The sequence below is a fragment of the Azoarcus olearius genome (assembly GCF_001682385.1).
Taxonomy (GTDB): domain Bacteria; phylum Pseudomonadota; class Gammaproteobacteria; order Burkholderiales; family Rhodocyclaceae; genus Azoarcus; species Azoarcus olearius.
The window spans coordinates 3805708-3830822 of record NZ_CP016210.1 but is presented as its reverse complement, the minus strand read 5'-3'; the positions used below and the strand labels follow the sequence as shown (position 1 = coordinate 3830822).

General features: G+C 64.0%; 37 protein-coding genes. 35 read left to right on the top strand and 2 right to left on the bottom strand.

Features of this window, described 5'->3' with window-relative positions:
- Window positions 1–4 precede the first annotated feature (4 nt).
- From tuf to galE, 31 genes are all read left to right on the top strand, one after another.
- Window positions 5–1195: an elongation factor Tu gene (gene tuf, locus dqs_RS17540; protein ID WP_011767142.1), complete on the top strand. Its 1191-nt coding sequence runs from the start codon at window positions 5–7 to the stop codon at window positions 1193–1195.
- A gap of 57 nt (window positions 1196–1252) precedes the next feature.
- The gene (gene rpsJ / locus dqs_RS17535) at window positions 1253–1564 is read left to right on the top strand and encodes a 30S ribosomal protein S10 (RefSeq protein WP_011767141.1); all 312 of its coding nucleotides are present in this window, start codon (window positions 1253–1255) and stop codon (window positions 1562–1564) included.
- A gap of 114 nt (window positions 1565–1678) precedes the next feature.
- The gene (gene rplC, locus dqs_RS17530; RefSeq protein WP_011767140.1) at window positions 1679–2317 is read left to right on the top strand and encodes a 50S ribosomal protein L3; all 639 of its coding nucleotides are present in this window, start codon (window positions 1679–1681) and stop codon (window positions 2315–2317) included.
- Between the two features lie 14 nt (window positions 2318–2331).
- Complete coding sequence (rplD, locus tag dqs_RS17525) at window positions 2332–2952, top strand: 50S ribosomal protein L4 (protein WP_011767139.1); 621 nt, start codon at window positions 2332–2334, stop codon at window positions 2950–2952.
- On the top strand, window positions 2949–3254 hold the full coding sequence (gene rplW / locus dqs_RS17520) for a 50S ribosomal protein L23 (RefSeq protein ID WP_011767138.1): 306 nt from the start codon (window positions 2949–2951) through the stop codon (window positions 3252–3254). Before rplD ends, rplW begins: the two co-directional genes overlap by 4 nt.
- Before the next feature lie 6 nt (window positions 3255–3260).
- Complete coding sequence (gene rplB, locus dqs_RS17515; protein WP_011767137.1) at window positions 3261–4088, top strand: 50S ribosomal protein L2; 828 nt, start codon at window positions 3261–3263, stop codon at window positions 4086–4088.
- Window positions 4089–4098: 10 nt separating this feature from the next.
- Complete coding sequence (gene rpsS / locus dqs_RS17510) at window positions 4099–4374, top strand: 30S ribosomal protein S19 (RefSeq protein WP_011767136.1); 276 nt, start codon at window positions 4099–4101, stop codon at window positions 4372–4374.
- 9 nt (window positions 4375–4383) lie between these two features.
- Entirely contained in the window at window positions 4384–4713 is a 330-nt protein-coding gene (rplV, locus tag dqs_RS17505; protein ID WP_011767135.1) for a 50S ribosomal protein L22, read from the top strand.
- 9 nt (window positions 4714–4722) lie between these two features.
- Window positions 4723–5505, top strand: coding sequence for a 30S ribosomal protein S3 (gene rpsC / locus dqs_RS17500; protein WP_011767134.1), 783 nt, complete (start codon window positions 4723–4725; stop codon window positions 5503–5505).
- Entirely contained in the window at window positions 5505–5918 is a 414-nt protein-coding gene (rplP, locus tag dqs_RS17495) for a 50S ribosomal protein L16 (RefSeq protein WP_011767133.1), read from the top strand. Before rpsC ends, rplP begins: the two co-directional genes overlap by 1 nt.
- 2 nt (window positions 5919–5920) lie before the next feature.
- A complete protein-coding gene (rpmC, locus tag dqs_RS17490; protein WP_011767132.1) occupies window positions 5921–6115 on the top strand; it encodes a 50S ribosomal protein L29 in 195 nt (64 codons plus the stop codon).
- Window positions 6112–6381, top strand: a complete 270-nt coding sequence (gene rpsQ, locus dqs_RS17485; RefSeq protein ID WP_011767131.1) for a 30S ribosomal protein S17 — start codon at window positions 6112–6114, stop codon at window positions 6379–6381. The genes rpmC and rpsQ overlap by 4 nt, the downstream gene beginning before the upstream one ends.
- Window positions 6382–6532: 151 nt before the next feature.
- Entirely contained in the window at window positions 6533–6901 is a 369-nt protein-coding gene (rplN, locus tag dqs_RS17480; protein WP_011767130.1) for a 50S ribosomal protein L14, read from the top strand.
- 12 nt (window positions 6902–6913) lie between these two features.
- Complete coding sequence (gene rplX, locus dqs_RS17475; RefSeq protein ID WP_011767129.1) at window positions 6914–7231, top strand: 50S ribosomal protein L24; 318 nt, start codon at window positions 6914–6916, stop codon at window positions 7229–7231.
- 9 nt (window positions 7232–7240) lie between these two features.
- Window positions 7241–7780 (top strand): 50S ribosomal protein L5, encoded by a 540-nt coding sequence (gene rplE, locus dqs_RS17470; protein WP_011767128.1) that lies wholly within the window; start codon window positions 7241–7243, stop codon window positions 7778–7780.
- A gap of 7 nt (window positions 7781–7787) precedes the next feature.
- A complete protein-coding gene (gene rpsN / locus dqs_RS17465; RefSeq protein ID WP_011767127.1) occupies window positions 7788–8093 on the top strand; it encodes a 30S ribosomal protein S14 in 306 nt (101 codons plus the stop codon).
- Between the two features lie 13 nt (window positions 8094–8106).
- On the top strand, window positions 8107–8502 hold the full coding sequence (gene rpsH, locus dqs_RS17460; RefSeq protein ID WP_011767126.1) for a 30S ribosomal protein S8: 396 nt from the start codon (window positions 8107–8109) through the stop codon (window positions 8500–8502).
- 9 nt (window positions 8503–8511) lie between these two features.
- Entirely contained in the window at window positions 8512–9045 is a 534-nt protein-coding gene (rplF, locus tag dqs_RS17455; protein WP_065341276.1) for a 50S ribosomal protein L6, read from the top strand.
- Between the two features lie 11 nt (window positions 9046–9056).
- Window positions 9057–9410 carry a 50S ribosomal protein L18 gene (rplR, locus tag dqs_RS17450; protein WP_011767124.1) on the top strand — a complete coding sequence of 118 codons (354 nt, stop codon included), beginning with the start codon at window positions 9057–9059 and terminating at the stop codon, window positions 9408–9410.
- A gap of 12 nt (window positions 9411–9422) precedes the next feature.
- Complete coding sequence (gene rpsE / locus dqs_RS17445; protein ID WP_011767123.1) at window positions 9423–9947, top strand: 30S ribosomal protein S5; 525 nt, start codon at window positions 9423–9425, stop codon at window positions 9945–9947.
- Between the two features lie 3 nt (window positions 9948–9950).
- A complete protein-coding gene (rpmD, locus tag dqs_RS17440) occupies window positions 9951–10133 on the top strand; it encodes a 50S ribosomal protein L30 (RefSeq protein ID WP_011767122.1) in 183 nt (60 codons plus the stop codon).
- Between the two features lies 1 nt (window position 10134).
- The gene (gene rplO / locus dqs_RS17435) at window positions 10135–10569 is read left to right on the top strand and encodes a 50S ribosomal protein L15 (protein ID WP_011767121.1); all 435 of its coding nucleotides are present in this window, start codon (window positions 10135–10137) and stop codon (window positions 10567–10569) included.
- Between the two features lie 14 nt (window positions 10570–10583).
- Window positions 10584–11909: a preprotein translocase subunit SecY gene (gene secY, locus dqs_RS17430; RefSeq protein ID WP_011767120.1), complete on the top strand. Its 1326-nt coding sequence runs from the start codon at window positions 10584–10586 to the stop codon at window positions 11907–11909.
- A 3-nt stretch (window positions 11910–11912) separates the two neighbouring features.
- Window positions 11913–12131 (top strand): translation initiation factor IF-1, encoded by a 219-nt coding sequence (gene infA, locus dqs_RS17425; RefSeq protein ID WP_011767119.1) that lies wholly within the window; start codon window positions 11913–11915, stop codon window positions 12129–12131.
- 25 nt (window positions 12132–12156) lie between these two features.
- Complete coding sequence (gene rpmJ / locus dqs_RS20570) at window positions 12157–12270, top strand: 50S ribosomal protein L36 (RefSeq protein WP_011767118.1); 114 nt, start codon at window positions 12157–12159, stop codon at window positions 12268–12270.
- Window positions 12271–12323: 53 nt separating this feature from the next.
- Complete coding sequence (gene rpsM / locus dqs_RS17420) at window positions 12324–12686, top strand: 30S ribosomal protein S13 (RefSeq protein WP_011767117.1); 363 nt, start codon at window positions 12324–12326, stop codon at window positions 12684–12686.
- Between the two features lie 12 nt (window positions 12687–12698).
- Entirely contained in the window at window positions 12699–13088 is a 390-nt protein-coding gene (rpsK, locus tag dqs_RS17415) for a 30S ribosomal protein S11 (RefSeq protein ID WP_011767116.1), read from the top strand.
- 14 nt (window positions 13089–13102) lie between these two features.
- A complete protein-coding gene (rpsD, locus tag dqs_RS17410; RefSeq protein ID WP_011767115.1) occupies window positions 13103–13732 on the top strand; it encodes a 30S ribosomal protein S4 in 630 nt (209 codons plus the stop codon).
- A gap of 38 nt (window positions 13733–13770) precedes the next feature.
- A complete protein-coding gene (locus tag dqs_RS17405; RefSeq protein ID WP_011767114.1) occupies window positions 13771–14751 on the top strand; it encodes a DNA-directed RNA polymerase subunit alpha in 981 nt (326 codons plus the stop codon).
- 26 nt (window positions 14752–14777) lie between these two features.
- Window positions 14778–15173 carry a 50S ribosomal protein L17 gene (gene rplQ, locus dqs_RS17400; protein WP_011767113.1) on the top strand — a complete coding sequence of 132 codons (396 nt, stop codon included), beginning with the start codon at window positions 14778–14780 and terminating at the stop codon, window positions 15171–15173.
- Window positions 15174–15260: 87 nt separating this feature from the next.
- Window positions 15261–16277: a UDP-glucose 4-epimerase GalE gene (galE, locus tag dqs_RS17395; protein ID WP_085931120.1), complete on the top strand. Its 1017-nt coding sequence runs from the start codon at window positions 15261–15263 to the stop codon at window positions 16275–16277.
- Between the two features lie 7 nt (window positions 16278–16284).
- Here galE and dqs_RS17390 read toward each other — a convergent pair whose 3' ends face one another.
- The gene (locus dqs_RS17390; RefSeq protein ID WP_065341275.1) at window positions 16285–16584 is read right to left on the bottom strand and encodes a hypothetical protein; all 300 of its coding nucleotides are present in this window, start codon (window positions 16582–16584) and stop codon (window positions 16285–16287) included.
- A 79-nt stretch (window positions 16585–16663) separates the two neighbouring features.
- On the bottom strand, window positions 16664–19501 hold the full coding sequence (gene uvrA, locus dqs_RS17385) for an excinuclease ABC subunit UvrA (protein ID WP_065341274.1): 2838 nt from the start codon (window positions 19499–19501) through the stop codon (window positions 16664–16666).
- A gap of 115 nt (window positions 19502–19616) precedes the next feature.
- Here uvrA and dqs_RS17380 point away from each other — a divergent pair, with 115 nt between their 5' ends.
- The 4 genes from dqs_RS17380 (at window position 19617) to dqs_RS17365 (ending at window position 25104) form a co-directional block, all read left to right on the top strand.
- Window positions 19617–20822, top strand: coding sequence for an MFS transporter (locus tag dqs_RS17380; RefSeq protein ID WP_179947998.1), 1206 nt, complete (start codon window positions 19617–19619; stop codon window positions 20820–20822).
- Between the two features lie 51 nt (window positions 20823–20873).
- Window positions 20874–21356 carry a single-stranded DNA-binding protein gene (gene ssb / locus dqs_RS17375; RefSeq protein ID WP_011767108.1) on the top strand — a complete coding sequence of 161 codons (483 nt, stop codon included), beginning with the start codon at window positions 20874–20876 and terminating at the stop codon, window positions 21354–21356.
- A 176-nt stretch (window positions 21357–21532) separates the two neighbouring features.
- Window positions 21533–22501 carry an ABC transporter substrate-binding protein gene (locus dqs_RS17370; RefSeq protein WP_011767107.1) on the top strand — a complete coding sequence of 323 codons (969 nt, stop codon included), beginning with the start codon at window positions 21533–21535 and terminating at the stop codon, window positions 22499–22501.
- On the top strand, window positions 22498–25104 hold the full coding sequence (locus tag dqs_RS17365) for a PAS domain-containing protein (RefSeq protein ID WP_065341273.1): 2607 nt from the start codon (window positions 22498–22500) through the stop codon (window positions 25102–25104). The genes dqs_RS17370 and dqs_RS17365 overlap by 4 nt, the downstream gene beginning before the upstream one ends.
- Window positions 25105–25115: the final 11 nt, after the last annotated feature.

Here is a 25115-nt window from a genome sequence, read left to right as displayed (position 1 = left end):
AGCAATGGCTAAGGGTAAGTTCGAGCGGACGAAACCGCACGTAAACGTTGGTACGATCGGTCACGTTGACCACGGCAAGACGACGCTGACGGCGGCGATCACCACGATTCTGTCGAAGAAGTTCGGCGGTGAAGCGAAGGCCTACGACCAGATCGACGCGGCGCCGGAAGAAAAGGCGCGTGGCATCACCATCAACACCGCGCACGTCGAGTACGAAACCGCGACCCGTCACTACGCCCACGTCGATTGCCCGGGCCACGCTGACTACGTCAAGAACATGATCACCGGCGCTGCGCAGATGGACGGCGCGATCCTGGTGTGTTCGGCCGCGGACGGCCCGATGCCGCAGACCCGCGAGCACATCCTGCTGGCGCGTCAGGTCGGTGTGCCGTACATCATCGTCTTCCTGAACAAGTGCGACATGGTCGACGACGAAGAGCTGCTCGAGCTGGTCGAAATGGAAGTGCGCGAACTGCTCTCCAAGTACGACTTCCCGGGCGATGACATTCCCATCGTCAAGGGTTCGGCGCTGAAGGCGCTCGAAGGCGACCAGTCCGACATCGGCGAGCCGGCGATCTTCCGCCTGGCCGACGCGCTGGACAGCTACATCCCGACCCCGGAGCGTGCGATCGACAAGCCCTTCCTGCTGCCGATCGAAGACGTGTTCTCGATCTCCGGCCGCGGTACCGTGGTGACCGGTCGTGTCGAGCGCGGCATCGTGAAGGTTGGCGAAGAAATCGAAATCGTCGGCATCAAGCCCACCGTCAAGACCACCTGCACCGGCGTGGAAATGTTCCGCAAGCTGCTGGACCAGGGTCAGGCGGGCGACAACGTCGGCGTGCTGCTGCGCGGCACCAAGCGTGAAGACGTCGAGCGTGGCCAGGTGCTGTGCAAGCCGGGTTCGATCACCCCGCACACCCACTTCACCGGCGAAATCTACGTGCTGTCGAAGGAAGAGGGCGGTCGTCACACCCCGTTCTTCAACAACTACCGTCCGCAGTTCTACTTCCGTACCACCGACGTGACCGGTTCGATCTCGCTGCCCGAAGGCACCGAGATGGTCATGCCGGGCGACAACGTGTCGATCACCGTGAAGCTGATCGCCCCGATCGCCATGGAAGAAGGCCTGCGTTTCGCCATCCGTGAAGGCGGTCGTACCGTCGGCGCCGGCGTCGTTGCCAAGATCATCGAGTAATATCGTTTCAGGGGCGGGCCATCGTGGCCCGCCCTCTCGCTCTTTGGGAATTTCCTCATGCAAAACCAGAAGATCCGTATCCGCCTGAAGGCTTTCGACTATCGCCTGATCGACCAGTCCGCGCTGGAGATCGTCGATACCGCCAAGCGCACCGGCGCCGTGGTTCGTGGGCCGGTGCCGCTGCCGACTCGTATCGAGCGCTTCAACCTGCTGCGTTCGCCGCACGTCAACAAGACTTCGCGCGACCAGATGGAGATTCGCACCCATCAGCGTCTGATGGACATCATCGACCCGACGGACAAGACCGTCGATGCGCTGATGAAGCTCGATCTGCCGGCGGGCGTGGACGTCGAGATCAAGCTGCAGTAAGCTTCTCCTCTTGCAGTGAAGGTGAAAAGGCCGGTATAATCCGGCCTTTGTGCCTATTGGCGCATTAATTTGTGTTACCCCCGGTCAATCGCAACCGGGACTCAGGAGAAAAAAATGAGTCTAGGCCTTGTTGGTCGCAAGGTCGGCATGACTCGCATCTTTGCGGATGATGGGCGTTCCATCCCCGTGACGGTGCTTGACGTGTCCGATAACAAAGTGACCCAGATCAAGACGCCTGAAGCCGATGGTTATTCCGCGGTTCAGGTCGCCTTTGGCAAGCGCCGCGCAAGTCGCGTCGTGAAGCCGATCGCTGGTCATCTCGCCAAGGCGGGCGTCGAGCCCAGCCGCGTGCTGAAGGAGTTTCGCGTGGAGCCGGAAGGCCTCGCGAGTCTGAAGGCGGGCGATCAAGTCAGCGTCGAAATTTTCTCGGTTGGGCAGAAGGTCGATGTGACCGGTGTGTCGATCGGTAAGGGTTTCTCCGGTCCGATCAAGCGTCACAACTTCTCCTCGAACCGCGCCTCCCACGGTAACTCCGTGTCGCATAACTCGCCGGGTTCGATCGGTATGGCGCAGGATCCGGGTCGCGTCTTCCCGGGTAAGCGCATGGCTGGTCAATACGGTGCGGTTCAGCGCACCACGCTCGGGCTCGAGGTCGTGCGCGTCGATGCCGAGCGTCAGCTGCTTCTCGTCAAGGGTGCCGTTCCGGGTGCCAAGGGCGGCGACGTGGTCGTTCGTCCGGCTATCAAGGCGTAAGGGAGCGAGGCGTAATGGAACTCAAATTGTTGAATGAACAGGGCCAGCCTGCTTCGACGCTCGATGCGTCGGATGTGCTGTTCGCCCGCGAGTACAACGAAGCGCTCGTTCACCAGGTCGTCACTGCCTATCTCGCCAACGCGCGCTCGGGTAATCGCGCCCAGAAGGGGCGTTCCGAGATCGCGAAGTCGACCCGCAAGCCGTTCCGGCAGAAGGGTACCGGCAATGCGCGCGCCGGTATGGCGTCGAGCCCGCTGTGGCGTGGCGGCGGCAAGATCTTCCCGAACAGCCCTGACGAGAACTTCTCGCAGAAGGTGAATCGGAAGATGTATCGCGCCGGTGTTGCCGCAATCCTGTCGCAACTCGCCCGCGAAGACCGTCTCGCCGTGGTCGACAACTTCAGCGTCGAAGCGCCGAAGACTCGTCTGCTGGCCGAGAAGCTGAAGGGTATGGGGCTGGATTCCGTGCTCGTGATCACCGATGGTCTCGACGAGAACCTGTTCCTGTCGTCGCGCAACCTGCACAAGGTGCTGGTGCTCGACGTGCACGAAACTGATCCGGTGTCGCTGGTGCGGTTCCCGAAGGTGCTGGTCACCAAGGGTGCGCTGGCCAAGATGGAGGAAGCGTGGCAATGAGCGCGATCAGCCAGGAACGTCTGCTGCAGGTGCTGCTCGCCCCGCAGATCTCCGAGAAGGCGACCTATGTCGCCGACAAGAACGAGCAGGTGGTCTTCAAGGTCGCCACGAGCGCGACCAAGCCTGAAGTGAAGGCCGCCGTCGAGCTGCTTTTCAAGGTCGAGGTCAAGTCGGTTCAGATCTCGAACGTCAAGGGCAAGTCCAAGCGTTTCGGCAAAATGATGGGTCGCCGCAAGGACTGGAAGAAGGCCTTCGTCTGCCTCAAGCCCGGCCAGGAAATCAACTTTGTGGCTGGGGAGTAATCGATCATGGCACTGGTAAAACTGAAGCCTACCTCGGCCGGCCGTCGCGGCATGGTCAAGGTGGTCAATCCTGATCTGTACAAGGGTCGTCCCCACGACGCACTGACTGAGAAGAAGACCAGCAAGGCCGGTCGGAACAACAGCGGGCGCGTGACTGTTCGCCACCAGGGCGGTGGTCACAAGATGCACTATCGCGTCATCGATTTCCGTCGCAACAAGGACGGCATCGCGGCGAAGGTCGAGCGCATCGAGTACGACCCGAACCGTTCGGCCAACATCGCCCTGCTGTGCTACGCCGACGGCGAGCGTCGCTACATCATCGCTCCGCGCGGTGTTGAGGTCGGGCAGCAGCTGATGTCCGGCGCCGAAGCGCCGATCAAGGCCGGTAACGCACTGCCGATCCGCAACATCCCGGTCGGCTCGACGATCCATTGCGTCGAAATGATGCCCGGCAAGGGTGCGCAGATTGCGCGCGCTGCGGGTACGTCGGTTCAGCTGCTTGCGCGCGAGGGCGCTTACGCCCAGTTGCGCCTGCGGTCCGGCGAAATCCGTCGTGTGCACGTCGAGTGTCGCGCGACGATCGGCGAGGTTGGCAACGAAGAGCACAGTCTGCGCAAGATCGGTAAGGCGGGCGCCAATCGCTGGCGCGGTATCCGCCCGACGGTTCGCGGTGTCGCGATGAACCCGGTGGATCACCCGCACGGCGGCGGCGAAGGCCGTACCGGCGAGGGTCGCGTGCCGGTGAGCCCGTGGGGTACGCCGGCGAAGGGTTACCGCACCCGTCGCAACAAGCGCACCGACAACATGATCGTGCAGCGTCGTCATAAGCGTTAAGGGGTAACAGATGGCACGTTCTATCAAGAAAGGCCCGTTTATCGACGCGCACCTTCTGAAGAAGGTTGACGCCGCGCGGGCGAGCAACGACAAGCGTCCGATCAAGACTTGGTCGCGCCGCTCCACGGTCCTGCCGGACTTCGTGGGTCTTACGATTGCGGTCCACAACGGCCGCCAGCACATCCCGGTGTACGTGTCCGAGAACATGGTCGGTCACAAGCTCGGCGAGTTTGCCCTGACCCGTACGTTCAAGGGTCACGCGGCGAGCAAGAAGGCCAAGAGGTAAGCCGACATCATGGAAACTAAAGCTATTCTCCGTGGCGTCCGCCTGTCCGCTCAGAAGGGTCGGCTGGTTGCAGACCTGGTGCGCGGCAAGTCGGTCGACCAGGCGCTGAACATTCTGGCCTTCTCGCCCAAGAAGGGCGCGAAGATCATTCGCAAGGTGGTCGAGTCTGCGATTGCGAACGCCGAGCACAACGACGGCGCCGACATCGACGCGCTGAAGGTCAAGACCATCTACGTGGAAGAGGGCACTACCCTCAAGCGTTTCACCGCGCGTGCGAAGGGTCGTGGCAACCGCATCCTCAAGCCCACCTGCCACGTCTTCGTGACGGTCGGCGAGTAAGGAGTAGATATGGGTCAGAAAATCCATCCGACTGGCTTCCGCCTCGCTGTCACGCGTGATTGGGGTTCGCGCTGGTTCGCATCCAGCCGCGACTTCTCCAAGATGTTGCACGAGGACCTGAAGGTCCGCGATTACCTGAAGAAGCGTCTTGCTCACGCCTCCGTCGGTCGCGTCGTGATCGAGCGTCCGGCGAAGAACGCCCGCGTCACGCTGTTCAGCGCGCGTCCCGGCGTCGTGATCGGCAAGAAGGGCGAAGACATCGAGGCGCTCAAGCGCGACCTGCAGAAGATCGTTGGCGTGCCGGTGCACGTGAACATCGAAGAGGTCCGCAAGCCCGAGATCGATGCCAAGCTGATTGCCGACTCGATCGCGCAACAACTCGAAAAGCGGATCATGTTCCGTCGTGCGATGAAGCGCGCGATGCAGAATGCCATGCGCCTGGGCGCGCAGGGTATCAAGATCATGAGCTCCGGGCGTCTGAACGGTGCGGAAATTGCCCGTACCGAGTGGTACCGCGAGGGTCGCGTGCCGCTTCATACGCTGCGCGCCAACATCGACTACGGTGTCTCGGAAGCCCAGACCACCTACGGTGTGATCGGCATCAAGGTGTGGGTATTCAAGGGCGAAATGCTGGGTCGCAACGAGCAGCCGGTCGTTGCCGAACCCGAAGCCGACAACCGTCGCGGTCGTCGCGGTGCGCCGCGTAACGACGGTGGCGAGGGTCGTCCGGGTCGTCGTCCCGCTCGCCGCGGTGACGGCCAGGGTCGGCAAGAAGATAGCAGGAGTGAATGATGCTGCAGCCGTCGAGAAGGAAATACCGCAAGGAGCAGAAAGGTCGCAACACCGGCCTGGCGACGCGCGGCACCAAGGTCAGCTTCGGTGATTTCGGTCTGAAGGCGATTGCCCGCGGTCGTCTGACTGCCCGTCAGATTGAATCCGCGCGTCGCGCGATGACTCGCCACATCAAGCGTGGCGGTCGGATCTGGATCCGGATTTTCCCGGACAAGCCGATTTCGAAGAAGCCCGCGGAAGTGCGGATGGGTAACGGTAAGGGTAACCCCGAGTACTGGGTCGCTGAGATCCAGCCCGGCAAGGTGCTCTACGAGATGGACGGCGTGGACGAGGCGCTCGCCCGCGAAGCTTTCCGGCTTGCCGCCGCCAAGCTTCCGCTCGAGACCGTGTTTGTCACTCGTCAGGTGGGGTAAGCATGAAAGCGAGTGAACTTCGCGCCAAGAGCGTGGACGAATTGAACGGAGAGTTGCTTGAGTTGTTGAAGGCGCAGTTTTCGCTGCGCATGCAACTGGCTACCCAGCAACTGAGCAATACCAGTCAGATTGGCAAGGTGCGCCGGGACATCGCCCGGGTGCGCACCCTCCTTCGGGAAAAGGCGGGCCAGAAATGAGCGAGCAAGTTGAAAAGGTTCGCCGCGCCCTGATCGGGCGCGTGGTGAGCGACAAGATGCAGAAGACGGTGACCGTGCTGGTCGAGCGTCGTGTCAAGCACCCGCTTTACGGCAAGATCATTACCCGCTCCGCCAAGTACCACGCCCACGTGGAAGACGGCGGTGCTGGCGAAGGCGATCTGGTCGAGATCGAGGAGTGCCGTCCGATTTCGCGCACCAAGACCTGGCGCGTGACGCGAGTAGTGGAAAAGGCGCGGGTCATCTGATCCGCGGCTGCAGAAATTCTGCAAAGACAGCTTGGCGCCTCGGTGCCAGGCTGTTATACTTTTAAATCTTTGCTCCGGTGCTCGCTCGGGGCATTCCGCCCTGACGGGTTCCAAGACTGACCGCGTAGCGGGATAAGTTGGAGATATATCCATGATTCAAATGCAGTCCAAGTTGGACGTTGCTGACAACACCGGTGCGCGTTCGGTTATGTGCATCAAGGTGCTGGGCGGCTCCAAGCGTCGGTACGCCAGTATCGGCGACATCATCAAGGTCACCGTGAAAGACGCCGCCCCGCGTGGTCGCGTCAAGAAGGGTGACGTCTACAACGCAGTCGTTGTCCGTACTGCCAAGGGTGTTCGTCGTCCGGACGGCTCGCTGGTGAAGTTCGATAACAACGCCGCGGTGCTTCTGAACAACAAGCTCGAGCCGATCGGCACGCGCATCTTTGGGCCGGTGACGCGCGAACTGCGCTCCGAGCGCTTCATGAAGATCGTGTCGCTTGCGCCGGAAGTGCTCTGAGGAGTCTTACTGATGAACAAGATCCGCAAGGGTGATGAGGTTGTTGTCCTGGCCGGCAAGGATCGCGGTCGTCGGGGTGCCGTGTTGCGCCGCGTCGATGACGAGCGTGTCGTTGTGGAGGGTGTGAATCGGGTGAAGAAGCACGTTCGTCCGAATCCGCTCAAGGGTGAAGTGGGTGGCATTGTCGAGAAGGAAATGCCGATCCACGTTTCTAACGTCGCGCTGTTCAATCCCGCTGCGCAGAAGGCTGATCGCGTCGGGATCAAGGTGCTTGAAGATGGTCGCAAGGTGCGCTTCTTCAAGTCGAACGGTGAGCTGGTGGACGCTTAAGGAGTGGCAATGGCTCGCTTGCAACAGTTTTACAAGGACGAAGTTGTTCCGCAGCTGCTGAAGCAGTTCGGTTACAAGTCCGTCATGGAAGTGCCGCGCATCACCAAGATCACCCTCAATATGGGTGTCGGTGAGGCTGTCGGTGACAAGAAGGTGCTGGAGAATGCGATTGGCGACATGACCAAGATCGCAGGTCAGAAGCCGGTTGCCACGAAGGCGCGCAAGTCCATCGCTGGCTTCAAGATCCGTGAAGGCTATCCGATCGGCTGCATGGTTACGCTGCGCGGCCCGCGCATGTTTGAGTTCTTCGATCGTCTCGTGACCGTGGCGCTGCCGCGTGTGCGCGACTTCCGCGGTATCGCCGCGAAGGGTTTCGACGGTCGGGGTAACTACAACCTGGGCGTCAAGGAGCAGATCATTTTCCCCGAAATCGAGTACGACAAGATCGACGCGCTTCGCGGGATGAATATCAGCATTACCACGACGGCGAAGAGCGACGACGAGGCTCGTGCTCTGCTCGCGGCGTTCAAGTTCCCGTTCAAGAATTGAGGTTGAAATGGCGAAACTCGCTCTGATCAATCGCGAAGAGAAGCGTCGCAAGCTGGTGGAGAAGTTTGCTGCCAAGCGTGCCGCCCTGGTCGCCCAGGTCAAGGATACCAAGCTGTCGGAAGAGGAGCGCATGGCTGCTCGCCTGGCGCTGCAGCAGCTCCCGCGCAATGCAAATCCGACTCGCGGCCGCAATCGCTGCAGTCTCACCGGGCGTCCTCGTGGCGTCTTCCGCAAGTTCGGTCTGTGTCGTAACAAGCTGCGCGAAATCGCTTTCCGCGGCGAAGTGCCGGGCATGACCAAGGCGAGCTGGTAAGGAGAATTCGAAGATGAGTATGTCCGATCCTATCGCCGACATGCTGACGCGCATCCGCAACGGCCAGCAGGCCCAGAAGGCGAGCGTCACGATGCCGTCCTCCAAGGTGAAGGTTGCGATCGCGAAGGTGCTGCAAGACGAAGGTTACATCGAAGGTTTTTCCGTTCGCGAAGGCGAAGGCAAGGCCGTTCTCGATGTGGCGCTGAAGTATTACGCCGGCCGTCCGGTGATCGAGCGTATCGAGCGCGTCAGCCGTCCTGGTCTGCGCGTCTATAAGGGTACCGACGATCTGCCGCGTGTCATGAACGGCCTCGGCGTTGCGATCGTTTCCACGCCGAAGGGTGTGATGACCGACCGCGCCGCGCGTGCCAGCCACGTCGGTGGCGAAGTCATCTGCCTCGTTGCCTAAGGGGGAGTCATGTCTCGTGTAGCTAAGAATCCGGTCGTGATTCCGAAGGGTGTCGAGGTGTCGATCTCGGCGGCGGAAATCGCGATCAAGGGGCCGTTGGGCACCTTGGTGCGCTCGCAGCACCCCGCCGTTACCGTGGAGCAAGATGGCGAAGCGCTGGTTTGCAAGGCCCGTGACGGCCAGGTGAATGCGCGTGCCATGTCCGGTACCGTTCGTGCGCTGCTGAACAACATGGTTGTCGGTGTTTCCAAGGGCTTCGAGCGCAAGCTCCTGCTCGTTGGCGTCGGCTATCGTGCGCAGGCACAGGGCGACAAGCTGAATCTCTCGCTGGGTTTCTCCCATCCGGTCGTGCATCAGATGCCTGCCGGTGTGAAGGTGGAAACTCCCTCCCAGACCGAAATCGTGATCAAGGGTGTCGACAAGCAGCAGGTCGGCCAGGTCGCGGCTGAGGTGCGGGCCTACCGCGCTCCCGAACCCTATAAGGGCAAGGGCGTCCGTTATTCGGACGAAGTGGTGGTGCTCAAGGAAACCAAGAAGAAGTAAGGCGGTTCGTCATGAACAAGAAAGAAACTCGTCTTCGCCGTGCGCGCAAAACCCGCGCCAAGCTCGCGGAGCTCAAGGCGGTGCGCCTCGCCGTGTTCCGTACCAATTGCCACATCTACGCCCAGGTGATTTCGGGCTGCGGCTCGCGCGTGCTCGCCGCGGCCTCCACCGTGGAATCCGCGGTGCGGTCCCAGGTTGCGAACGGTGGCAACAAGCAGGCAGCGGAAGTGGTCGGCAAGCTGATTGCCGAGCGCGCCAAGGCTGCCGGGATCGAGACGGTTGCGTTCGACCGCTCGGGCTTCCTGTATCACGGTCGCGTCAAGGCGCTGGCCGAGGCTGCCCGCGAAGGCGGCCTGAAGTTCTAAGCGAGGATACGAATGGCTAAGCAGCAAACGAAGCGCGCACAAGCCTCCGAGGAGCGTGACGACGGCCTGCGCGAGAAGATGGTGGCGATCAACCGCGTCACCAAGGTTGTGAAGGGCGGTCGTATCCTCGGTTTCGCGGCGCTGACGGTGGTCGGCGATGGCGACGGTGGCATCGGGATGGGCAAGGGCAAGTCCCGCGAAGTTCCGGTCGCTGTCCAGAAGGCGATGGACGAAGCGCGTCGCAAGATGGTCAAGGTTTCGCTCAAGGACGGCACCCTGCAGCACACCGTCGTCGGCAAGCACGGTGCCGCGTCGGTGCTGATGCAGCCGGCGCCCGGCGGTACCGGCATCATCGCCGGCGGGCCGATGCGCGCGGTGTTCGAAGTCATGGGCGTTACCGACATCATCTGCAAGTGCATCGGTTCGACCAATCCCTACAACGTCGTGCGTGCAACGCTCAACGGTCTGATGGCGGTGAACACCCCGGCTGAGATCGCGGCTAAGCGTGGCAAGACGATCGAAGAGATCCTGGGGTAAGCCATGTCCGACAAGAAGATCAAGGTCACGCTCGTCAAGAGCGTGATCGGCACTAAGCAATCCCACCGCGCTACTGTGCGTGGTCTGGGTCTGCGTCGCCTGAACCACACCGTCGAGCTGGTTGATACGCCGGCCGTTCGCGGTATGGTCACCAAGGTGGCGTATCTGGTTAAGGTGGAGGCATAAGATGCGCCTGAATACCATCAAGCCCGGTGCGGGTTCCAAGTCCGCCGGCAAGCGTGTCGGTCGTGGCATCGGCAGCGGTCTGGGCAAGACTTGCGGTCGTGGTCACAAGGGTCAGAAGTCCCGTGCCGGCGGTTTCCACAAGGTCGGCTTCGAAGGCGGTCAGATGCCGCTGCAGCGTCGCCTTCCGAAGCGTGGCTTCGTCTCGCTGACGCGCGGCCGTTGTGCCGAAGTTCGCCTTTCCGAACTGGCCCAGTTGCCGGTGGAAGATGTTGATCTGCTGGTTCTGAAGCAGGCCGGCGTCATCGCCGCTGATGCTTTGTCCGCGAAGGTTGTGCTGTCCGGCGCGATCAGCAAGAAGGTCGTGCTGCGCGGCATCGCTGCTACTGCTGGCGCGCGCGCCGCGATCGAAGCTGCCGGCGGCAGCTGCGGCGAGTAAGTCAGGACCGGGTCGTGGCAAATCCGTCAGCCGCTCTCGGGAATCCGGGCAAGTTCGGTGACCTCAAGCGCCGCCTGCTGTTCCTGGTCGGCGCCCTGATCGTCTATCGAATCGGTGCGCATATCCCGGTGCCCGGTATCGACCCTGCCCGTCTTGCGGAGCTGTTCCAGTCGCAGGCGGGTGGGATCCTCGGCGTGTTCAACCTCTTTTCCGGCGGGGCGTTGTCGCGGTTCACGATCTTTGCGCTCGGGATCATGCCGTACATCTCGGCGTCGATCATCATGCAGTTGATGACCGTCGCAGTGCCTCAGCTGGAGGCGCTGAAGAAGGAAGGCGAAGCCGGTCGGCGGAAGATCACGCAGTACACCCGTTACGGGACGCTCGTGTTGGCGGTGGCGCAATCGCTTGGTATCGCAATTGCGCTGGAAGGGCAGGCGGGTCTGGTGCTCGATCCGGGGCTGATGTTCCGCTTCGTTACGCTGGCGACGCTGGTGACCGGAACCATGTTCCTGATGTGGCTGGGCGAGCAGATCACGGAGCGCGGTGTCGGCAACGGGATCTCCATCATCATCTTCGCCGGTATTGCGGCCGGATTGCCCAGTTCCATCGGTGGGCTGTTCGAACTCGTACGCACTGGCGCGATGCATCCTTTCACCGCATTGCTGATCTGCGTATTGGTGGTGTTGGTCACCGGCTTCGTGGTGTTTGTGGAACGGGGGCAGCGGAAGATCCTGGTCAACTACGCCAAGCGCCAGGTCGGCAACAAGATTTATGGTGGCCAAAGCTCCCATCTGCCGTTGAAGCTGAACATGGCTGGTGTGATTCCGCCGATCTTCGCGTCCAGCATCATCCTGTTCCCGGCAACCCTGGGGCAGTGGTTCGGCAGTTCCGAGGGCTTGTACTGGCTGAGGGATCTCGCCTCCACGCTGTCGCCTGGTCAACCGGTGTACGTGTTGTTGTATGCGCTGGCGATTGTCTTCTTCTGCTTCTTCTATACCGCGTTGGTGTTCAACGCGCGGGAGACGGCGGACAACCTGAAGAAGAGCGGGGCGTTCGTGCCCGGGATTCGCCCGGGGGATCAGACGGCGAGGTACATCGACAAGATTCTCGTGCGGCTGACGCTGGCCGGAGCGGTGTACATCACCCTGGTTTGTCTGCTTCCGGAGTTTCTGATCCTCAAGTGGAATGTTCCTTTCTACTTCGGCGGAACTTCGCTGCTGATTATCGTCGTGGTGACGATGGACTTCATGGCCCAGGTTCAGGCCTACGTGATGTCGCACCAGTACGAGAGTCTGCTGAAGAAGGCGAACTTCAAGGGAGCGGGTCTCCCGACCAGGTGATTCATGGCCAAGGAAGACGTAATTGAAATGCAGGGGGAGGTTACCGAGAACCTTCCCAATGCAACCTTCAGGGTAAAGCTCGAGAACGGGCACATGGTTCTGGGGCACATCTCCGGCAAGATGCGCATGCACTACATCCGCATCCTCCCCGGTGACAAGGTGACGGTCCAGCTGACGCCGTACGATCTGACCAAGGGTCGGATCGTCTTCCGGACCAAGTAAGAAACAAGGAAACAGGAGCAAGAAGATGAGAGTCCAGGCTTCCGTGAAGCGGATCTGCCGCAACTGCAAGATCATTCGTCGTAAGGGTGTGGTGCGCGTCATTTGCACCGATCCGCGGCACAAACAACGCCAGGGTTGATGTTGTCGACTCTAGGTACTAGAATTTAATGTTTCGCGTTTTGGGGTAAACGGATGGCCCGTATTGCTGGGGTAAACATTCCCAACCACAAGCATGCCGAGATCGCGCTGACCGCCATCTATGGGATCGGCCGTTCGCGTGCTCAAAAGATTTGTGATGCTGCTGGTGTGGTTCGTTCGGCCAAGATCAAGGATCTGACCGAGTCCGACATGGAAAAGCTTCGTGACGAGGTCGGTCGCTTCGTGGTCGAGGGTGACCTGCGCCGTGAAGTCACGATGAACATCAAGCGCCTGATGGACCTCGGTTGCTACCGTGGCGTCCGTCATCGTCGCGGCTTGCCGCTTCGTGGTCAGCGCACCCGCACGAACGCCCGCACCCGCAAGGGACCGCGCAAGGCGATCGCCGGCAAGAAGTGATAGGAACGGATCATGGCCAAGACTGCAACTAAGGTTCGCAAGAAGATCAAGAAGAACGTTGCCGAGGGTATCGCCCACGTGCACGCGAGCTTCAACAACACGATCATCACGATCACCGATCGCCAGGGCAACGCCCTGTCGTGGGCGACTTCCGGGGGCGCCGGCTTCAAGGGTTCGCGTAAGAGCACCCCGTTCGCCGCTCAGGTCGCCGCCGAGGCGGCCGGCAAGGTGGCGCAGGAGTGCGGCGTCAAGAATCTCGAGGTTCGCATCAAGGGGCCGGGCCCCGGCCGCGAATCCGCCGTTCGCGCGCTGAACGCGCTGGGGATGAAGATTTCCAGCATCACGGATATCACCCCCATTCCGCACAACGGCTGCCGTCCGCCGAAGAAGCGCCGTATCTGACAAGGAGTTGAAACGTGGCTCGTAATCTCGATCCCAAGTGCCGTCAGTGCCGTCGCGAAGGCGAAAAGCTGTTTCTGAAGGGCGAAAAGTGCTTTACCGACAAGTGCGCCATCGAGCGCCGCGCCTACGCGCCGGGTCAGCATGGCCAGCGCTCCGGTCAGCGTCTGTCCGGCTATGGCGTGCAACTGCGTGAAAAGCAGAAGATCCGTCGTCTGTACGGTGTTCTGGAACGTCAGTTCCGCAAGGTCTACGCCGAGGCCGACCGCCGTCGCGGTCAGACTGGCGAGAACCTGCTCCAGCTGCTCGAAGGCCGCCTGGATTCCGTTGCCTACCGCATGGGTTTCGGCGCGTCGCGTGCCGAGGCGCGTCAGGTGGTGCGTCACAACGGCGTGCTGGTCAACGGCAAGCGCGTGAATATCCCGTCGTACACCGTTCGTCCGGGCGATGTCATCGAACTGGCCGAAGGCACCAAGGGTCACCTCCGTGTCAAGGCTGCGCTCGAGGCCGCCGAATCGCGCGGCTTCCCGGAGTGGATCGAAGTCGACGCGAAGGCGGGCAAGGGCGTGTTCAAGGCCTACCCGCAACGTTCCGAGCTGTCGGCGACGATTAACGAAGGCTTGGTGGTCGAACTGTACTCGCGCTAAGCGCGAGCTGGTTCCCACTGGTTCCCGAGGGAATGCTGATGCAAAGCAATGCACTGCTGAAACCGCGCATTATCGACGTCCAGAGCATCTCGCCGGTTCAGGCGCGGGTGACGATGGAGCCGTTCGAGCGTGGTTTCGGCCATACGCTGGGGAACGCGCTGCGGCGCATTCTCCTGTCGTCGCTGCCCGGCCACGCGCCGACCGAAGTGTCGATCGAAGGCGTGCTGCACGAGTACTCCACCCTGGATGGCATGCGGGAAGACATCGTCGACCTGTTGCTGAACCTTAAGGGTGTGGTGCTGAAGCTGCACAACCGCAGCGAGGCGATGCTGACCCTGTCGAAGTCCGGCGAAGGTGTGGTCACGGCGCGCGACATCGAGGGCGGTCATGATGTCGAGATCATCAATCCTGATCACGTCATCGCCCATCTGGCTCCGGGCGGAAAGCTCGAAATGCAGATCAAGGTCGAGCAGGGTCGGGGCTATGTGCCCGGCAATGCACGTCCGGTGTCGGCCGAGAACAAGACCATTGGTCGTATCGTCCTGGACGCTTCGTTCAGCCCGGTGCGCCGTGTCAGCTACCTGGTCGAGAGCGCTCGCGTCGAGCAGCGTACCGACCTCGATCGGCTGGTGATCGACATCGAGACCAATGGTGCGGTCGATCCTGAAGAGGCGATCCGTTACGCCGCGCGCGTGCTGATGGACCAGTTGTCGGTGTTCGCTGACCTCGAAGGTACGCCGGTTGCCGTCGTGCCCGAGAAGACGCCGTCGATCGATCCGGTGCTGCTGCGTCCGGTGGATGATCTCGAGCTGACCGTTCGCTCGGCGAACTGCCTGAAAGCCGAGAACATCTACTACATCGGTGATCTGATCCAGCGCACCGAGACTGAGTTGCTGAAGACGCCGAATCTGGGCCGGAAGTCGCTCAACGAGATCAAGGAAGTGTTGGCCTCCCGCGGGCTGACCCTGGGTATGAAACTGGAAAACTGGCCGCCGGCCGGGCTTGAGAAGCTCGGTTAACGGTAGCAGTGAAGTGAGGAATTGAAATGCGTCACCGTCACGGTCTTCGCAAGCTGAACCGGACCAGCAGCCACCGTCAGGCCATGTTCCGCAACATGGCCAACGCGCTGCTGCGTCACGAGGTCATCAAGACGACTCTTCCGAAGGCGAAGGAACTCCGCCGGGTGGTCGAGCCGATGATCACGCTGGGCAAGAAGCCCAGCCTCGCCAACCGCCGTCTGGCTTTTGACCGGCTGCGCGACCGTGAAATCGTCGTCAAGCTGTTCGACGAGCTGGGTCCGCGTTACGCCACCCGCAACGGTGGTTATCTTCGCATCCTGAAGTTCGGTTTCCGCGACGGCGACAATGCGCCGATGGCGCTGGTCGAACTGCTCGACCGCCCGGAAGCTGAAGTGGCGGAGCAGGAAGCCGTGGCGGCGTAAAGCTGCCCGGGAATGAAAGAAAGGCCGGAGTTTCCGGCCTTTTTTTCGTCTGTCCGATCCGGACATGCAGACGACATCTGAGGACGCGTGATGACAGTGCTGGTGACGGGTGGTGCGGGTTACATCGGGTCGCATACCGTGCTCGAGTTGCTCAACGCAGGCGAGCAGGTTGTGGTGATCGACAACCTTTCCAATGGGTCGGAGGAGGCGTTGCGGCGCGTCGAGGCGCTCGCCGGGCGCCGCCTGGCGGGCTTCGTCAATGCCGACGTGCGTGACGTTCAGGCCCTGGACGCGTTGTTTGCGCGCTACACGGTAAGCGCGGTGATCCACTTTGCGGCGTTGAAGGCGGTCGGGGAATCGGTCGCGAAGCCGCTGGCGTATTACGACAACAACGTCTGCGGGCTACTCGGACTGGTGGATGCCATGCGTCGCGCCGAGGTCCGGCGCCTGGTGTTCAGTTCCTCGGCAACGGTGTATGGCGATCCTGCGAGTGTTCCTATCGTCGAGGATTTTCCGACCAGTGCGACGAACCCGTATGGGCGCACGAAGTTGATGTGCGAACAGATTCTGGCGGATGTGGCGCATGCTGATCCGGCGTGGCGCATTGCGTTATTGCGCTACTTCAACCCGGTCGGCGCCCACCCCAGCGGGCGGCTGGGTGAGGACCCGGCGGGGATACCCAACAACCTGATGCCCTACGTCAGCCAGGTTGCGGTCGGGCGTTTGCCGGCGCTGCAGGTTTTCGGGGGGGATTACCCGACGCCCGATGGCACCGGGGTCCGCGACTACATCCACGTTGTCGATCTTGCGCTGGGTCACCTCAGCGCGCTCAGGCGGCTCGACTCGCTGCCTCCGGTAGATGCGATCAACCTGGGGACCGGGTGCGGGTACAGTGTGCTGGAGGTCGTGGAGGCTTTCCGCAAGGCGAGCGGGCGCGCGGTGCCGTTCCGTATCGTCGACCGTCGTCCCGGCGATGTCGCCGCGTGCTGGGCGGACACCGCGAAGGCGCGGCGCGTGCTGGGGTGGCAGGCCGAGCGGGGCATTGCTGAAATGTGTGCCGACGCATGGCGGTGGCAGTCCGCCAACCCGTCAGGCTACCGCTAGCCGGTGCCTACCATTCGCGCTTGATGCGGTTGCGGTACTGGACGTCGTGCGGCAACAGCGGCTGCATCGCCTCCAGATGCGCGCGCAGGGTCTCGCCGGCGGTGTGTAGGGTGGCGGCATCGAGGTGAGGCAACTCGCTCTGACGCGCGGTGGTACGCACGATCTGTTCGATGGCCTGGCGCCGGGCGCGCTCGTCGGGTGGGAGATAGACACCCAGTCCGCATGTCTGCAGTGTCTTCAGGAAGCGCGCCCGCCGGTCGATCCGCTGCAGGAAGGCTTCTTTCGGGGTGCTGGGTTTATCGGCCATGATCGATGTCCTCCTCGGCGCAATCCGGCATCGTGACGCGCTGCTCCGGTGTCTGCAACGCCGGTCGTAGGCCTCAGCCCTACCGGCTGTCGGCCGCCCGGGCGAGAAGCGGACCCAGGTAGCGACCGGTATAGCCCAGCCCGGATGCGGCCACGGTTTCAGGCGTGCCAGCGCACACGATGGTGCCGCCGCCGGCGCCGCCCTCGGGGCCGAGATCGACGATCCAGTCCGCTGTCTTGATGACATCCAGGTTGTGCTCGATGACGACGATGGTGTTGCCGTGGTCGCGCAGGCGGTGCAGAACCTTCAGCAGCAGCTCGATGTCCTGGAAGTGCAGCCCGGTGGTGGGCTCATCGAGGATGTACAGCGTGCGGCCGGTGTCGCGCTTGGAGAGTTCGAGTGCCAGCTTGACCCGTTGGGCTTCGCCGCCGGAAAGCGTGGTGGCGCTCTGGCCGAGGCGGATGTAGGCCAGCCCGACGTCGATCAGGGTTTCGAGCTTGCGGGCGACCGCGGGAACGGGGCGGAAAAATTCGAAGGCCTGCTCGACCGTCATTTCCAGCACCTCGTAGATCGTCTTGCCCTTGTAGCGGATCTCCAGCGTCTCGCGGTTGTAGCGGCGCCCGTGGCAGATGTCGCACGGCACGTACATGTCGGGCAGGAAGTGCATCTCCACCTTGACCAGCCCGTCGCCCTGACAGGCTTCGCAGCGTCCGCCCTTCACATTGAACGAGAAGCGGCCGGCGCCGTAGCCGCGGGCGCGTGCTTCCGGCACGCCGGCGAAGAGTTCGCGGATCGGCGTCAGGAGTCCGGTGTAGGTGGCCGGGTTGGATCTCGGCGTACGACCGATCGGCGACTGGTCGACATTGATGACCTTGTCGAAGGCGTCCAGGCCTTCCACGCCGTCGAACGGTGCGGGCTCGGTGCTCGCCCCGTACAGGTGGCGGGCCGCGACCGCCGCCAGCGTTTCGTTGATCAAGGTCGACTTGCCCGATCCTGACACGCCGGTGACGCAGGTGAAGAGGCCGAGCGGTAGATCGAGGTCGACCCCGCGCAGATTGTTGCCGCGCGCGCCACGCAGACGCACCCAGCGGTCGGCTGCCGGCGCGCGACGCTCCGCCGGCAGCGGAATCGCCCGCCTGCCGGACAGATAGGCGCCCGTCAGCGAGTTCTCATCCGCAAATACCGCGGCGGGGGAGCCGCTGGCGATCACGTGCCCGCCGTGCTCGCCTGCACCCGGGCCCATGTCGACCAGATAGTCGGCCGCGCGGATCGCGTCCTCATCGTGCTCGACGACGATCACCGTGTTGCCGAGGTCGCGCAGTGTCCGCAAGGTCGCCAGCAGGCGGTCGTTGTCGCGCTGGTGCAGTCCGATCGACGGCTCGTCGAGCACATACATCACGCCGGTCAGGCCCGAACCGATCTGGCTGGCCAGGCGGATACGTTGGGCTTCGCCGCCGGACAGCGTGTCGGCGGAGCGGTCGAGCGAGAGATAGTCGAGGCCGACGTTGATCAGGAAGCTGAGGCGGTCTGCGATCTCCTTGACGATCTTCTCGGCAACCTGCGCGCGCTGTCCGGTCAGGCTCAAGCCGGCAAAGAAATCGCGGCAGCTGCGCAGCGGCATGCGGCTGACCGCTGCGAGGGGCTGGCCGCCGACCAGCACGTGGCGGGCTTCGCTGCGCAGCCGGGTGCCGCCGCAGCCGGGGCAGGCGCGGGTGGCGCGGTACTTCGCCAGTTCTTCGCGCACCGCCAGCGAATCGGTCTCGCGGTAGCGGCGCTCGAGATTGGGGATGATGCCCTCGAACGGGTGTTCCTTCAGCACCGTCTTGCCGTTGTCGCCCAAGTAGCGGAACGCGATCTTGTCGCGTCCGGAGCCGTGCAGGACCGTCTGCTGCACCTTGGGTGGCAGCGCGTCGAAGGGGGTGTCGAGGTCAAAACCGTAGTGGGCGGCCAGACTTGCCAGCATCTGGAAATAGAACTGATTGCGCCGGTCCCAACCACGCACCGCACCCGCCGCGAGCGACAGATCGCGGTGCGCGACGACCCGGTCGGGGTCGAAGAAGTCCACCTTGCCGAGCCCGTCGCACTTGGGGCAGGCACCCGCCGGATTGTTGAAGGAGAACAGACGCGGCTCCAGTTCCCCCAGCGCAAAGCTGCACACGGGGCAGGCAAACCGCGCCGAGAACAGGTGTTCGCGGCCGGAATCCATTTCTACCGCGATCGCGCGGCCGTCGGCGTGCGTCAGCGCGGTTTCGAACGATTCCGCCAGCCGGCCGCGCAGGTCGGGGCGCACCTTGAGGCGGTCGATCACCACCTGGATGTCGTGCCGACGCCCCTTCTCCAGCGGTGTCATCGCGTCGAGTTCCATCACCTGCCCGTCGACCCGGACGCGCACGAAGCCTTGCGCACGCAGTTCGCCGAACAGATCCTGTTGTTCGCCCTTGCGTCCGCTGACAACCGGCGCAAGGATCATCAGCCGGGTGTCCTCCGGCAGCGCCAGTACGTGATCCACCATCTGCGCCACGCTCTGCGCTTCGAGCGCGTGATCCGGGTGGTCGGGGCAGTGGGGCGTGCCGGCGCGCGCATAGAGCAGGCGCAGGTAGTCGTGGATCTCGGTCACCGTGCCGACGGTGGAGCGGGGGTTGTGGCTCGTCGCCTTCTGCTCGATCGAGATCGCCGGAGACAGCCCTTCGATCAGGTCGACATCCGGCTTTTCCATCAACTGCAGGAACTGCCGGGCATAGGCCGACAGGGACTCAACGTAGCGGCGCTGGCCTTCCGCGTACAGCGTGTCGAATGCCAGTGAGGACTTGCCCGAGCCGGAGAGGCCGGTGATGACCGTCAGGCGGTTGCGGGGCAGGTCGAGGCTGACGTTCTTGAGGTTGTGGGTGCGCGCACCGCGGATGCGGATATCGTCCATGTCGGGAAGGTGCCGGAAGCGGGCCAACGCATGACTATAAGAGAGAAGCCTGCGCCGGGCCAATGCTAGAATCCTTCCCCCGCCCGACCCGATATCCCCTGGAAGTCACATCAGCATGTCTGCCCCTTTGCGCGATCCGATGACGCCCGCCGAGCGCCGCGCCGGCGTCAGTCTGGCGGCCATCTTCGCGCTGCGCATGCTTGGCCTGTTCCTGATCCTGCCGGTGTTCGCAGTCCATGCCCACGAGTTGCGCGGCGGCGATAACCTGACCCTGGTCGGCCTTGCGATCGGCGCCTACGGTTTTACCCAGGCCTGTCTGCAGATCGCCTACGGCGCCGCGTCCGACCGCTTCGGGCGCAAGCCGGTGATCGTTTTCGGCCTGTTGCTGTTCGTGTTCGGCAGCGTCGTCGCGGCGCTGGCGGACGACATCTTCGGCGTGATCGCCGGGCGCGTGCTGCAGGGCTCGGGCGCCATCTCGGCCGCGGTCACCGCGCTGGCGGCGGACCTGACCCGCGACCAGCACCGCACCAAGGTGATGGCGATGATCGGATCGAGCATCGGTCTGGTGTTTGCCGGCTCCATGGTGGCCGCGCCGCTGCTCTATGCACGCATCGGGCTGGATGGCCTGTTCTGGCTTACCGCGCTGCTTGCCGCCGCTGCCATCGGCGTGCTGCTCTGGATCGTTCCCGCCGCCCCGCCGGTGCCGCGGGGCAGCCGCGGCAGCCTGGGTGAAGTGCTGCGCAACGGACAGTTGATGCGGCTTAATTTCGGCGTCTTCGTGCTGCACCTCATCCAGACCATGATGTGGGTGGTAGTGCCGTCGGGCCTGGTGGCGGGCGGCCTCGCGGTCGAGGCGCACTGGAAGATCTACCTGCCGGCGGTGCTGCTGTCGTTCTGCGCGATGGTCCCTGCGGTCATCGTGGCGGAGCGGCGCAACCTGGTGAAGCGGGTGTTCGGCGCCGCGGTGCTGCTGCTGCTGCTGGTGCAAGTGGGGCTTTATCTCAGCGTTGGCAGCGTGATCGCACTCGCCACGGTGCTGACGCTGTTCTTCGTCGCCTTCAATGTGCTGGAGGCGACGCAGCCGTCGTGGATTTCGCGGGTGGCACCGCCGCACGCCAAGGGCATGGCGCTCGGGGTGTATAACACGCTGCAGTCGATCGGGCTGTTCCTGGGTGGCGTGCTCGGGGGCTGGCTCGCGCAGCATTTCGGCACCGCCGGCGTCAGCCTGTGTGCGGCGGCGCTGGCGCTGGCATGGCTGCTGGTGGCGGCGACGATGACGCCTCCGCCGCCCCGGCCGCAGGTCGCGACGGCACGAAACTGACCGAAATCAGCGCCGGCCGCGCAGGCCGGCACGCACTCAAAGGAGAACCGGATGGCATCCGTCAACAAAGTCATTCTGATCGGCAACCTCGGCGCCGATCCGGAAAGCCGCTTCGCCCCCTCGGGCGATGCGATCTGCAACATCCGTCTCGCGACGACCGAAAACTGGCGCGACAAGTCCACTGGCGAGCGCCGCGAAGCGACCGAGTGGCACCGGGTGTCGTTCTACGGCAAGCTCGCCGAAATCGCCGGCCAGTACTTGCGCAAGGGGAGCCAGGTCTATATCGAAGGCAGCCTGCGCACGCGCAAGTGGCAGGACCAGAACGGCCAGGAGCGCTACACCACCGAGATCCGGGCCGACGAGATGAAGATGCTCGGCCGCCGCGAAGGTGGCGATGCGCCGATGCGCGGTGGCGACGATGGCTACAGCGCGCCCGCGCCGCGCCAGCAGGCCGCCCCTGCGCCCGCGTCGCGCCCGGCGCCGCAGCGCGACAGCGGCGGTTTCGGCGATTTCGACGACGACATCCCGTTCTGACATCGTTCCGCGGGCCGCGCACTCGCGTTGCGGCCCGGTTGGCAGGTAGCGCGGCCTCGCAGGCCACGGCGCTATGCCGACGTACTCAAGTCGGCGCACAATGTGTCGAAAGGTAAGCGGCGGTCCCGGTCGGTGCGGGCCGTCGTCCTGCCTTAACCGCCTTGGGAGCGAGCGCCGTGAGACGCCGTCGTTTTCTGCAGTCGATGTTGATGCCGGCGCTGCCGGTGGCGCTGGCACAAGGCTGTGCGCTACGCGAGGACCCCTTGCGCATCGGCGCCAACCTGTGGCCCGGCTATTCGCCGCTGCGGCTGGCCGTGGCCACCGGGGCGCTGGCGCCCGAGGTTGCCGTCGTGCTCGACTTTCCCAACTCGTCGATGGTGCTGACCGCCTTTCGCAACGGCGCGGTGGATGCGGCAGCGCTGACGCTGGACGAGGTGGTCCTGCTGGCGGCCAACGACCAGGCGCCGCGCGTCATCCTGGTGTTCGACTTCTCCGACGGCGCGGACGTGGTGATCGCGCGCGGCGAACTGCGCCGGCTCGACGGCCTGCGGGGCAAGCGCATCGGGGTCGAGACTGAAGCGCTGGGCGCCTACCTGGTCGCGCGTGCGCTTGAGCGTGTGGGCCTCACGCTTGCCGAGGTCGACATCGTTCCGCTGCCGGTGGACCGCCACGAAGCCGCATTCGAGAGCGGACAGGTGGATGCGGTGGTGACCTTCGAGCCGGTGCGCTCCCGCCTGCTCGCGATGGGCGGCCGCCAGCTTTTCTCGTCGTCCGAAATTCCCGGCGAGGTTGTCGATGTCCTGGTGGTCCGCGCCGAAACCCTCGCCCGCCGCCGTGCCGACCTGCAAACCGTCGTGAATGGTTACTTCGGCGGGCGTGCCCTCGCGCTATCCCAGCCCGATGAGGCGGTGCGTCTGCTCGGGCCGCGGGCCGGCGCGGAGCCGGAGAGCTACCGCGCCGCGCTTGCGCTGATGAACCTGCCCGACGCCGCAACCAATCGGCGCCTGCTCGCCGGCCGCGGCGAAGGCTTGAGTGCCACCCTCGAGCGCCTGGCGCAGACCATGGTGGCGCTGCGGTCGATCGAACAGGTGCCGCCCCTGGGCCACCTGCTGGTCCCCGATCTGGTCAACGGGGTCCGCGAGTGAGCGGCCATCTGTCCCTGCGCCGGCTGCTGCTCGGCATCCTGATCGGCTTCGGCTTCATGGTTGCGGCCGGCCAGTTCACCTTCATGCTGCGCACCTACCATGCCGACGCCTTGTCCGAGGTGGCGGCGCTGGCGCGGCACTCCGGCGGCACCCTGGCCGCCAATCTCGAGGCCGCGCTGGTGGAGGGCGATTCGCGCTTTGTCGCGCACCTGGTGGCGCAGAAGATCACGCTGCCGCACCTGTACTACGCCGCCTACGTGGGGCCGGACGACCAGGTGGTGGCCGGAAGCCGTCCGGGGCTCGAGCGGGTCGGATTCGCCCGTCTGGGGCTCGAGACGCCGCCGGCGGACCTCGTCACCGCGGCGCGCCGCACGCTTGCTGGCCAGGTGCGCGAGGAGCCCGATCGCGACCGGCTGTGGGCGGTATTCCCCGTCCGCCTGCCCAGCCTGGGAGAAGTCGCGCGTCAGACCGGTTATACGGTGTTGGCAATGGACACGCGGACCTTGCGCCGCAGTGCCCTTCGCCAGGCGCTCGGGCAGAGCCTGATCGTGTTCGTGCCCATCCTGTTGCTCTCGCTGGGTATCGGGGCGCTGGTCAAGTTCCTGCTGACCGACCGCATCGAGCAGCTGCTCGCCTACGCGCGGTCGCAGGCGCGCGGCAGCAGCCTGCCGAGACCGGTAACCGGCGCCGACGAACTCGGTTTGCTCGGCGTGCAGCTGGCCGCGCTGATGAAGGAAGTGGTGGCCTCGCGCGACTACCACATCCGTTTGCTCGACCGTCTGCCCAACCTGATCTGGCGTACCGGCGCCGACGGCCGGGCCGACTACTTCAACCGCGCCTGGCTCGGCTTTACCGGTTGCAGCCTGGAGGACGGCCAGGGCATGGGCTGGCTGGACTGCATCCACCCCGACGATCGCGAACACTTCGCGCGAACCTTTCGCGCCGCACTCGACGAGCGCTCGCCGTTCTCGGTCGAGTACCGGCTTGCCCACCGCAGCGGAGGCCATCGCTGGGTGTCCGACCACGGCGAGCCGGTGTTCGACGCCGAAGGGCGCCTGCAGGCCTATATCGGCAGCGGCTTCGACGTGCAGCAGGAAAAGGACGCCGCGGCGGAAATCGCGGCCAGCGAGCAGCGCTTCCGCAGCCTGGTCGAACGCACGCTGGTGGGCGTCTACCTCATCCGCGGCGGTCACATGGTCTATGCCAACCCCCGCCTCGCGGAGTGGTTCGGCTATACCCCGAAGGAACTCGAAGGCATGCCGGTGGCGGCGCTGGTCCATCCGGACGACCTGCCGTTGGTGGCCGAAAAGCTGCGCCAGCGTGAAAGCGGCGAACTGGAGTGCGTCCAGTACACCTTCCGTGGGCGCCGCCGCGACGGCAGCTACTTCCCGGTGGAGGCCTACGGCACCCGGATCGAGCAGGCCGGCGGTGCCGCGGTCATCGGCACCTTGCTCGACCACACCCAGCGCGCCCGTTACGAGGCGGCGCTGAAGGCCGCCTCCGAGGTGGTCGAGGCCAGCCCCACGGTGCTGTTCCGGTGGCTGCCGCGCCCCGGCTGGCCCGTGGCCTATGTGTCCGAGAACGTGGATCGATGGGGCTACCGCGCGCGTGACATGCTGCAGCCGGCATTCCGCTTCACCGACCTGATCCACCCCGACGAGCGGGACCAGGTGACGCAGATGGTCGACGGCTTCATCGCCGGGGGCCAGGGCGAATACACGCTGGAGTACCGGATCCGGACCAGCGACGGCCACTACATCTGGATCGAGGACCGCACCGTGGTGCAGCGTGACGACGAGGGGGGCGTGCTCCATCTCGCCGGACTCGCCACCGACATCACCGAGCGGCGCTGCGCCGAGGATGAGGTGCGCGCGCTCAACGCCGAACTGGAGGCGCGCGTGGCGCAGCGCACCGCCCAGCTCGCCGCGTTGAATCAGGAACTGGAAACCTTCGCCTACTCGGTGTCGCACGACCTCAAGGCGCCGCTGCGCGGCATCGACGGCTACAGCCACCTGCTGCTGGAGGATCACAGCGACCGGCTGGACGACGAGGGACGGCTCTTCATCTCCCACATCCGCACCGGGGTGCGGCAGATGGCACGGCTGATCGACGACCTGCTCGCGTACTCGCGTGTGGAGCGTCGCACACTGCAGCGTACCGCCGTAAACCTCCAGGACATGGTGCGTGGCATACTCGCCGAGCGTAGGGCGGAACTCGAACAAGGGCCCGCGCAGATCGTGCTGGAGGTGCCGCCGTTGCGTGTGCAGGCCGACCCGGAAGGGCTCTCCCAGGTCTTGCGCAATCTGATCGACAACGCCCTCAAATATTCACGCGACGCTCAACCGCCGCGCATCGTGATTTCGGCGGCCGAGCAGAACGGCGTCTGTCATATCCGCGTCCAGGACAACGGGATCGGCTTCGACATGAAGTTCCACGACCGCATCTTCGAAATCTTCCAGCGCCTGCAGCGTCAGGAAGACTACGCCGGAACCGGCATCGGCCTGGCCATCGTGCGCAAGGCCGTGCAGCGCATGGGTGGCCGCGTGTGGGCCGAAAGCGCCCCGGACGAAGGCGCGTGCTTCCATCTGGAGCTGCCCGCATGACCAGGCCGGCA

Bases quoted from the DNA above. Each gene is read 5' to 3' on its own strand.
- rpmD (WP_011767122.1), top strand. From the start codon at position 9,951: ATGTCCGACAAGAAGATCAAGGTCACGCTCGTCAAGAGCGTGATCGGC.
- rplB (WP_011767137.1), top strand. From the start codon at position 3,261: ATGGCACTGGTAAAACTGAAGCCTACCTCGGCCGGCCGTCGCGGCATG.
- rplC (WP_011767140.1), top strand. From the start codon at position 1,679: ATGAGTCTAGGCCTTGTTGGTCGCAAGGTCGGCATGACTCGCATCTTT.
- rplF (WP_065341276.1), top strand. From the start codon at position 8,512: ATGTCTCGTGTAGCTAAGAATCCGGTCGTGATTCCGAAGGGTGTCGAG.
- dqs_RS17390 (WP_065341275.1), bottom strand. From the start codon at position 16,584: ATGGCCGATAAACCCAGCACCCCGAAAGAAGCCTTCCTGCAGCGGATC.
- dqs_RS17380 (WP_179947998.1), top strand. From the start codon at position 19,617: ATGTCTGCCCCTTTGCGCGATCCGATGACGCCCGCCGAGCGCCGCGCC.
- rplW (WP_011767138.1), top strand. From the start codon at position 2,949: ATGAGCGCGATCAGCCAGGAACGTCTGCTGCAGGTGCTGCTCGCCCCG.
- rplN (WP_011767130.1), top strand. From the start codon at position 6,533: ATGATTCAAATGCAGTCCAAGTTGGACGTTGCTGACAACACCGGTGCG.
- rplE (WP_011767128.1), top strand. From the start codon at position 7,241: ATGGCTCGCTTGCAACAGTTTTACAAGGACGAAGTTGTTCCGCAGCTG.
- rpsM (WP_011767117.1), top strand. From the start codon at position 12,324: ATGGCCCGTATTGCTGGGGTAAACATTCCCAACCACAAGCATGCCGAG.
- rpmC (WP_011767132.1), top strand. From the start codon at position 5,921: ATGAAAGCGAGTGAACTTCGCGCCAAGAGCGTGGACGAATTGAACGGA.
- rplV (WP_011767135.1), top strand. From the start codon at position 4,384: ATGGAAACTAAAGCTATTCTCCGTGGCGTCCGCCTGTCCGCTCAGAAG.
- rpsN (WP_011767127.1), top strand. From the start codon at position 7,788: ATGGCGAAACTCGCTCTGATCAATCGCGAAGAGAAGCGTCGCAAGCTG.
- tuf (WP_011767142.1), top strand. From the start codon at position 5: ATGGCTAAGGGTAAGTTCGAGCGGACGAAACCGCACGTAAACGTTGGT.
- rplO (WP_011767121.1), top strand. From the start codon at position 10,135: ATGCGCCTGAATACCATCAAGCCCGGTGCGGGTTCCAAGTCCGCCGGC.
- infA (WP_011767119.1), top strand. From the start codon at position 11,913: ATGGCCAAGGAAGACGTAATTGAAATGCAGGGGGAGGTTACCGAGAAC.
- rpsC (WP_011767134.1), top strand. From the start codon at position 4,723: ATGGGTCAGAAAATCCATCCGACTGGCTTCCGCCTCGCTGTCACGCGT.
- dqs_RS17405 (WP_011767114.1), top strand. From the start codon at position 13,771: ATGCAAAGCAATGCACTGCTGAAACCGCGCATTATCGACGTCCAGAGC.
- uvrA (WP_065341274.1), bottom strand. From the start codon at position 19,501: ATGGACGATATCCGCATCCGCGGTGCGCGCACCCACAACCTCAAGAAC.
- rpsJ (WP_011767141.1), top strand. From the start codon at position 1,253: ATGCAAAACCAGAAGATCCGTATCCGCCTGAAGGCTTTCGACTATCGC.
- rpsQ (WP_011767131.1), top strand. From the start codon at position 6,112: ATGAGCGAGCAAGTTGAAAAGGTTCGCCGCGCCCTGATCGGGCGCGTG.
- rpsE (WP_011767123.1), top strand. From the start codon at position 9,423: ATGGCTAAGCAGCAAACGAAGCGCGCACAAGCCTCCGAGGAGCGTGAC.
- rplR (WP_011767124.1), top strand. From the start codon at position 9,057: ATGAACAAGAAAGAAACTCGTCTTCGCCGTGCGCGCAAAACCCGCGCC.
- rpsH (WP_011767126.1), top strand. From the start codon at position 8,107: ATGAGTATGTCCGATCCTATCGCCGACATGCTGACGCGCATCCGCAAC.
- ssb (WP_011767108.1), top strand. From the start codon at position 20,874: ATGGCATCCGTCAACAAAGTCATTCTGATCGGCAACCTCGGCGCCGAT.
- rpsS (WP_011767136.1), top strand. From the start codon at position 4,099: ATGGCACGTTCTATCAAGAAAGGCCCGTTTATCGACGCGCACCTTCTG.
- rpmJ (WP_011767118.1), top strand. From the start codon at position 12,157: ATGAGAGTCCAGGCTTCCGTGAAGCGGATCTGCCGCAACTGCAAGATC.
- rplD (WP_011767139.1), top strand. From the start codon at position 2,332: ATGGAACTCAAATTGTTGAATGAACAGGGCCAGCCTGCTTCGACGCTC.
- rpsK (WP_011767116.1), top strand. From the start codon at position 12,699: ATGGCCAAGACTGCAACTAAGGTTCGCAAGAAGATCAAGAAGAACGTT.
- rplP (WP_011767133.1), top strand. From the start codon at position 5,505: ATGCTGCAGCCGTCGAGAAGGAAATACCGCAAGGAGCAGAAAGGTCGC.
- rplX (WP_011767129.1), top strand. From the start codon at position 6,914: ATGAACAAGATCCGCAAGGGTGATGAGGTTGTTGTCCTGGCCGGCAAG.
- rplQ (WP_011767113.1), top strand. From the start codon at position 14,778: ATGCGTCACCGTCACGGTCTTCGCAAGCTGAACCGGACCAGCAGCCAC.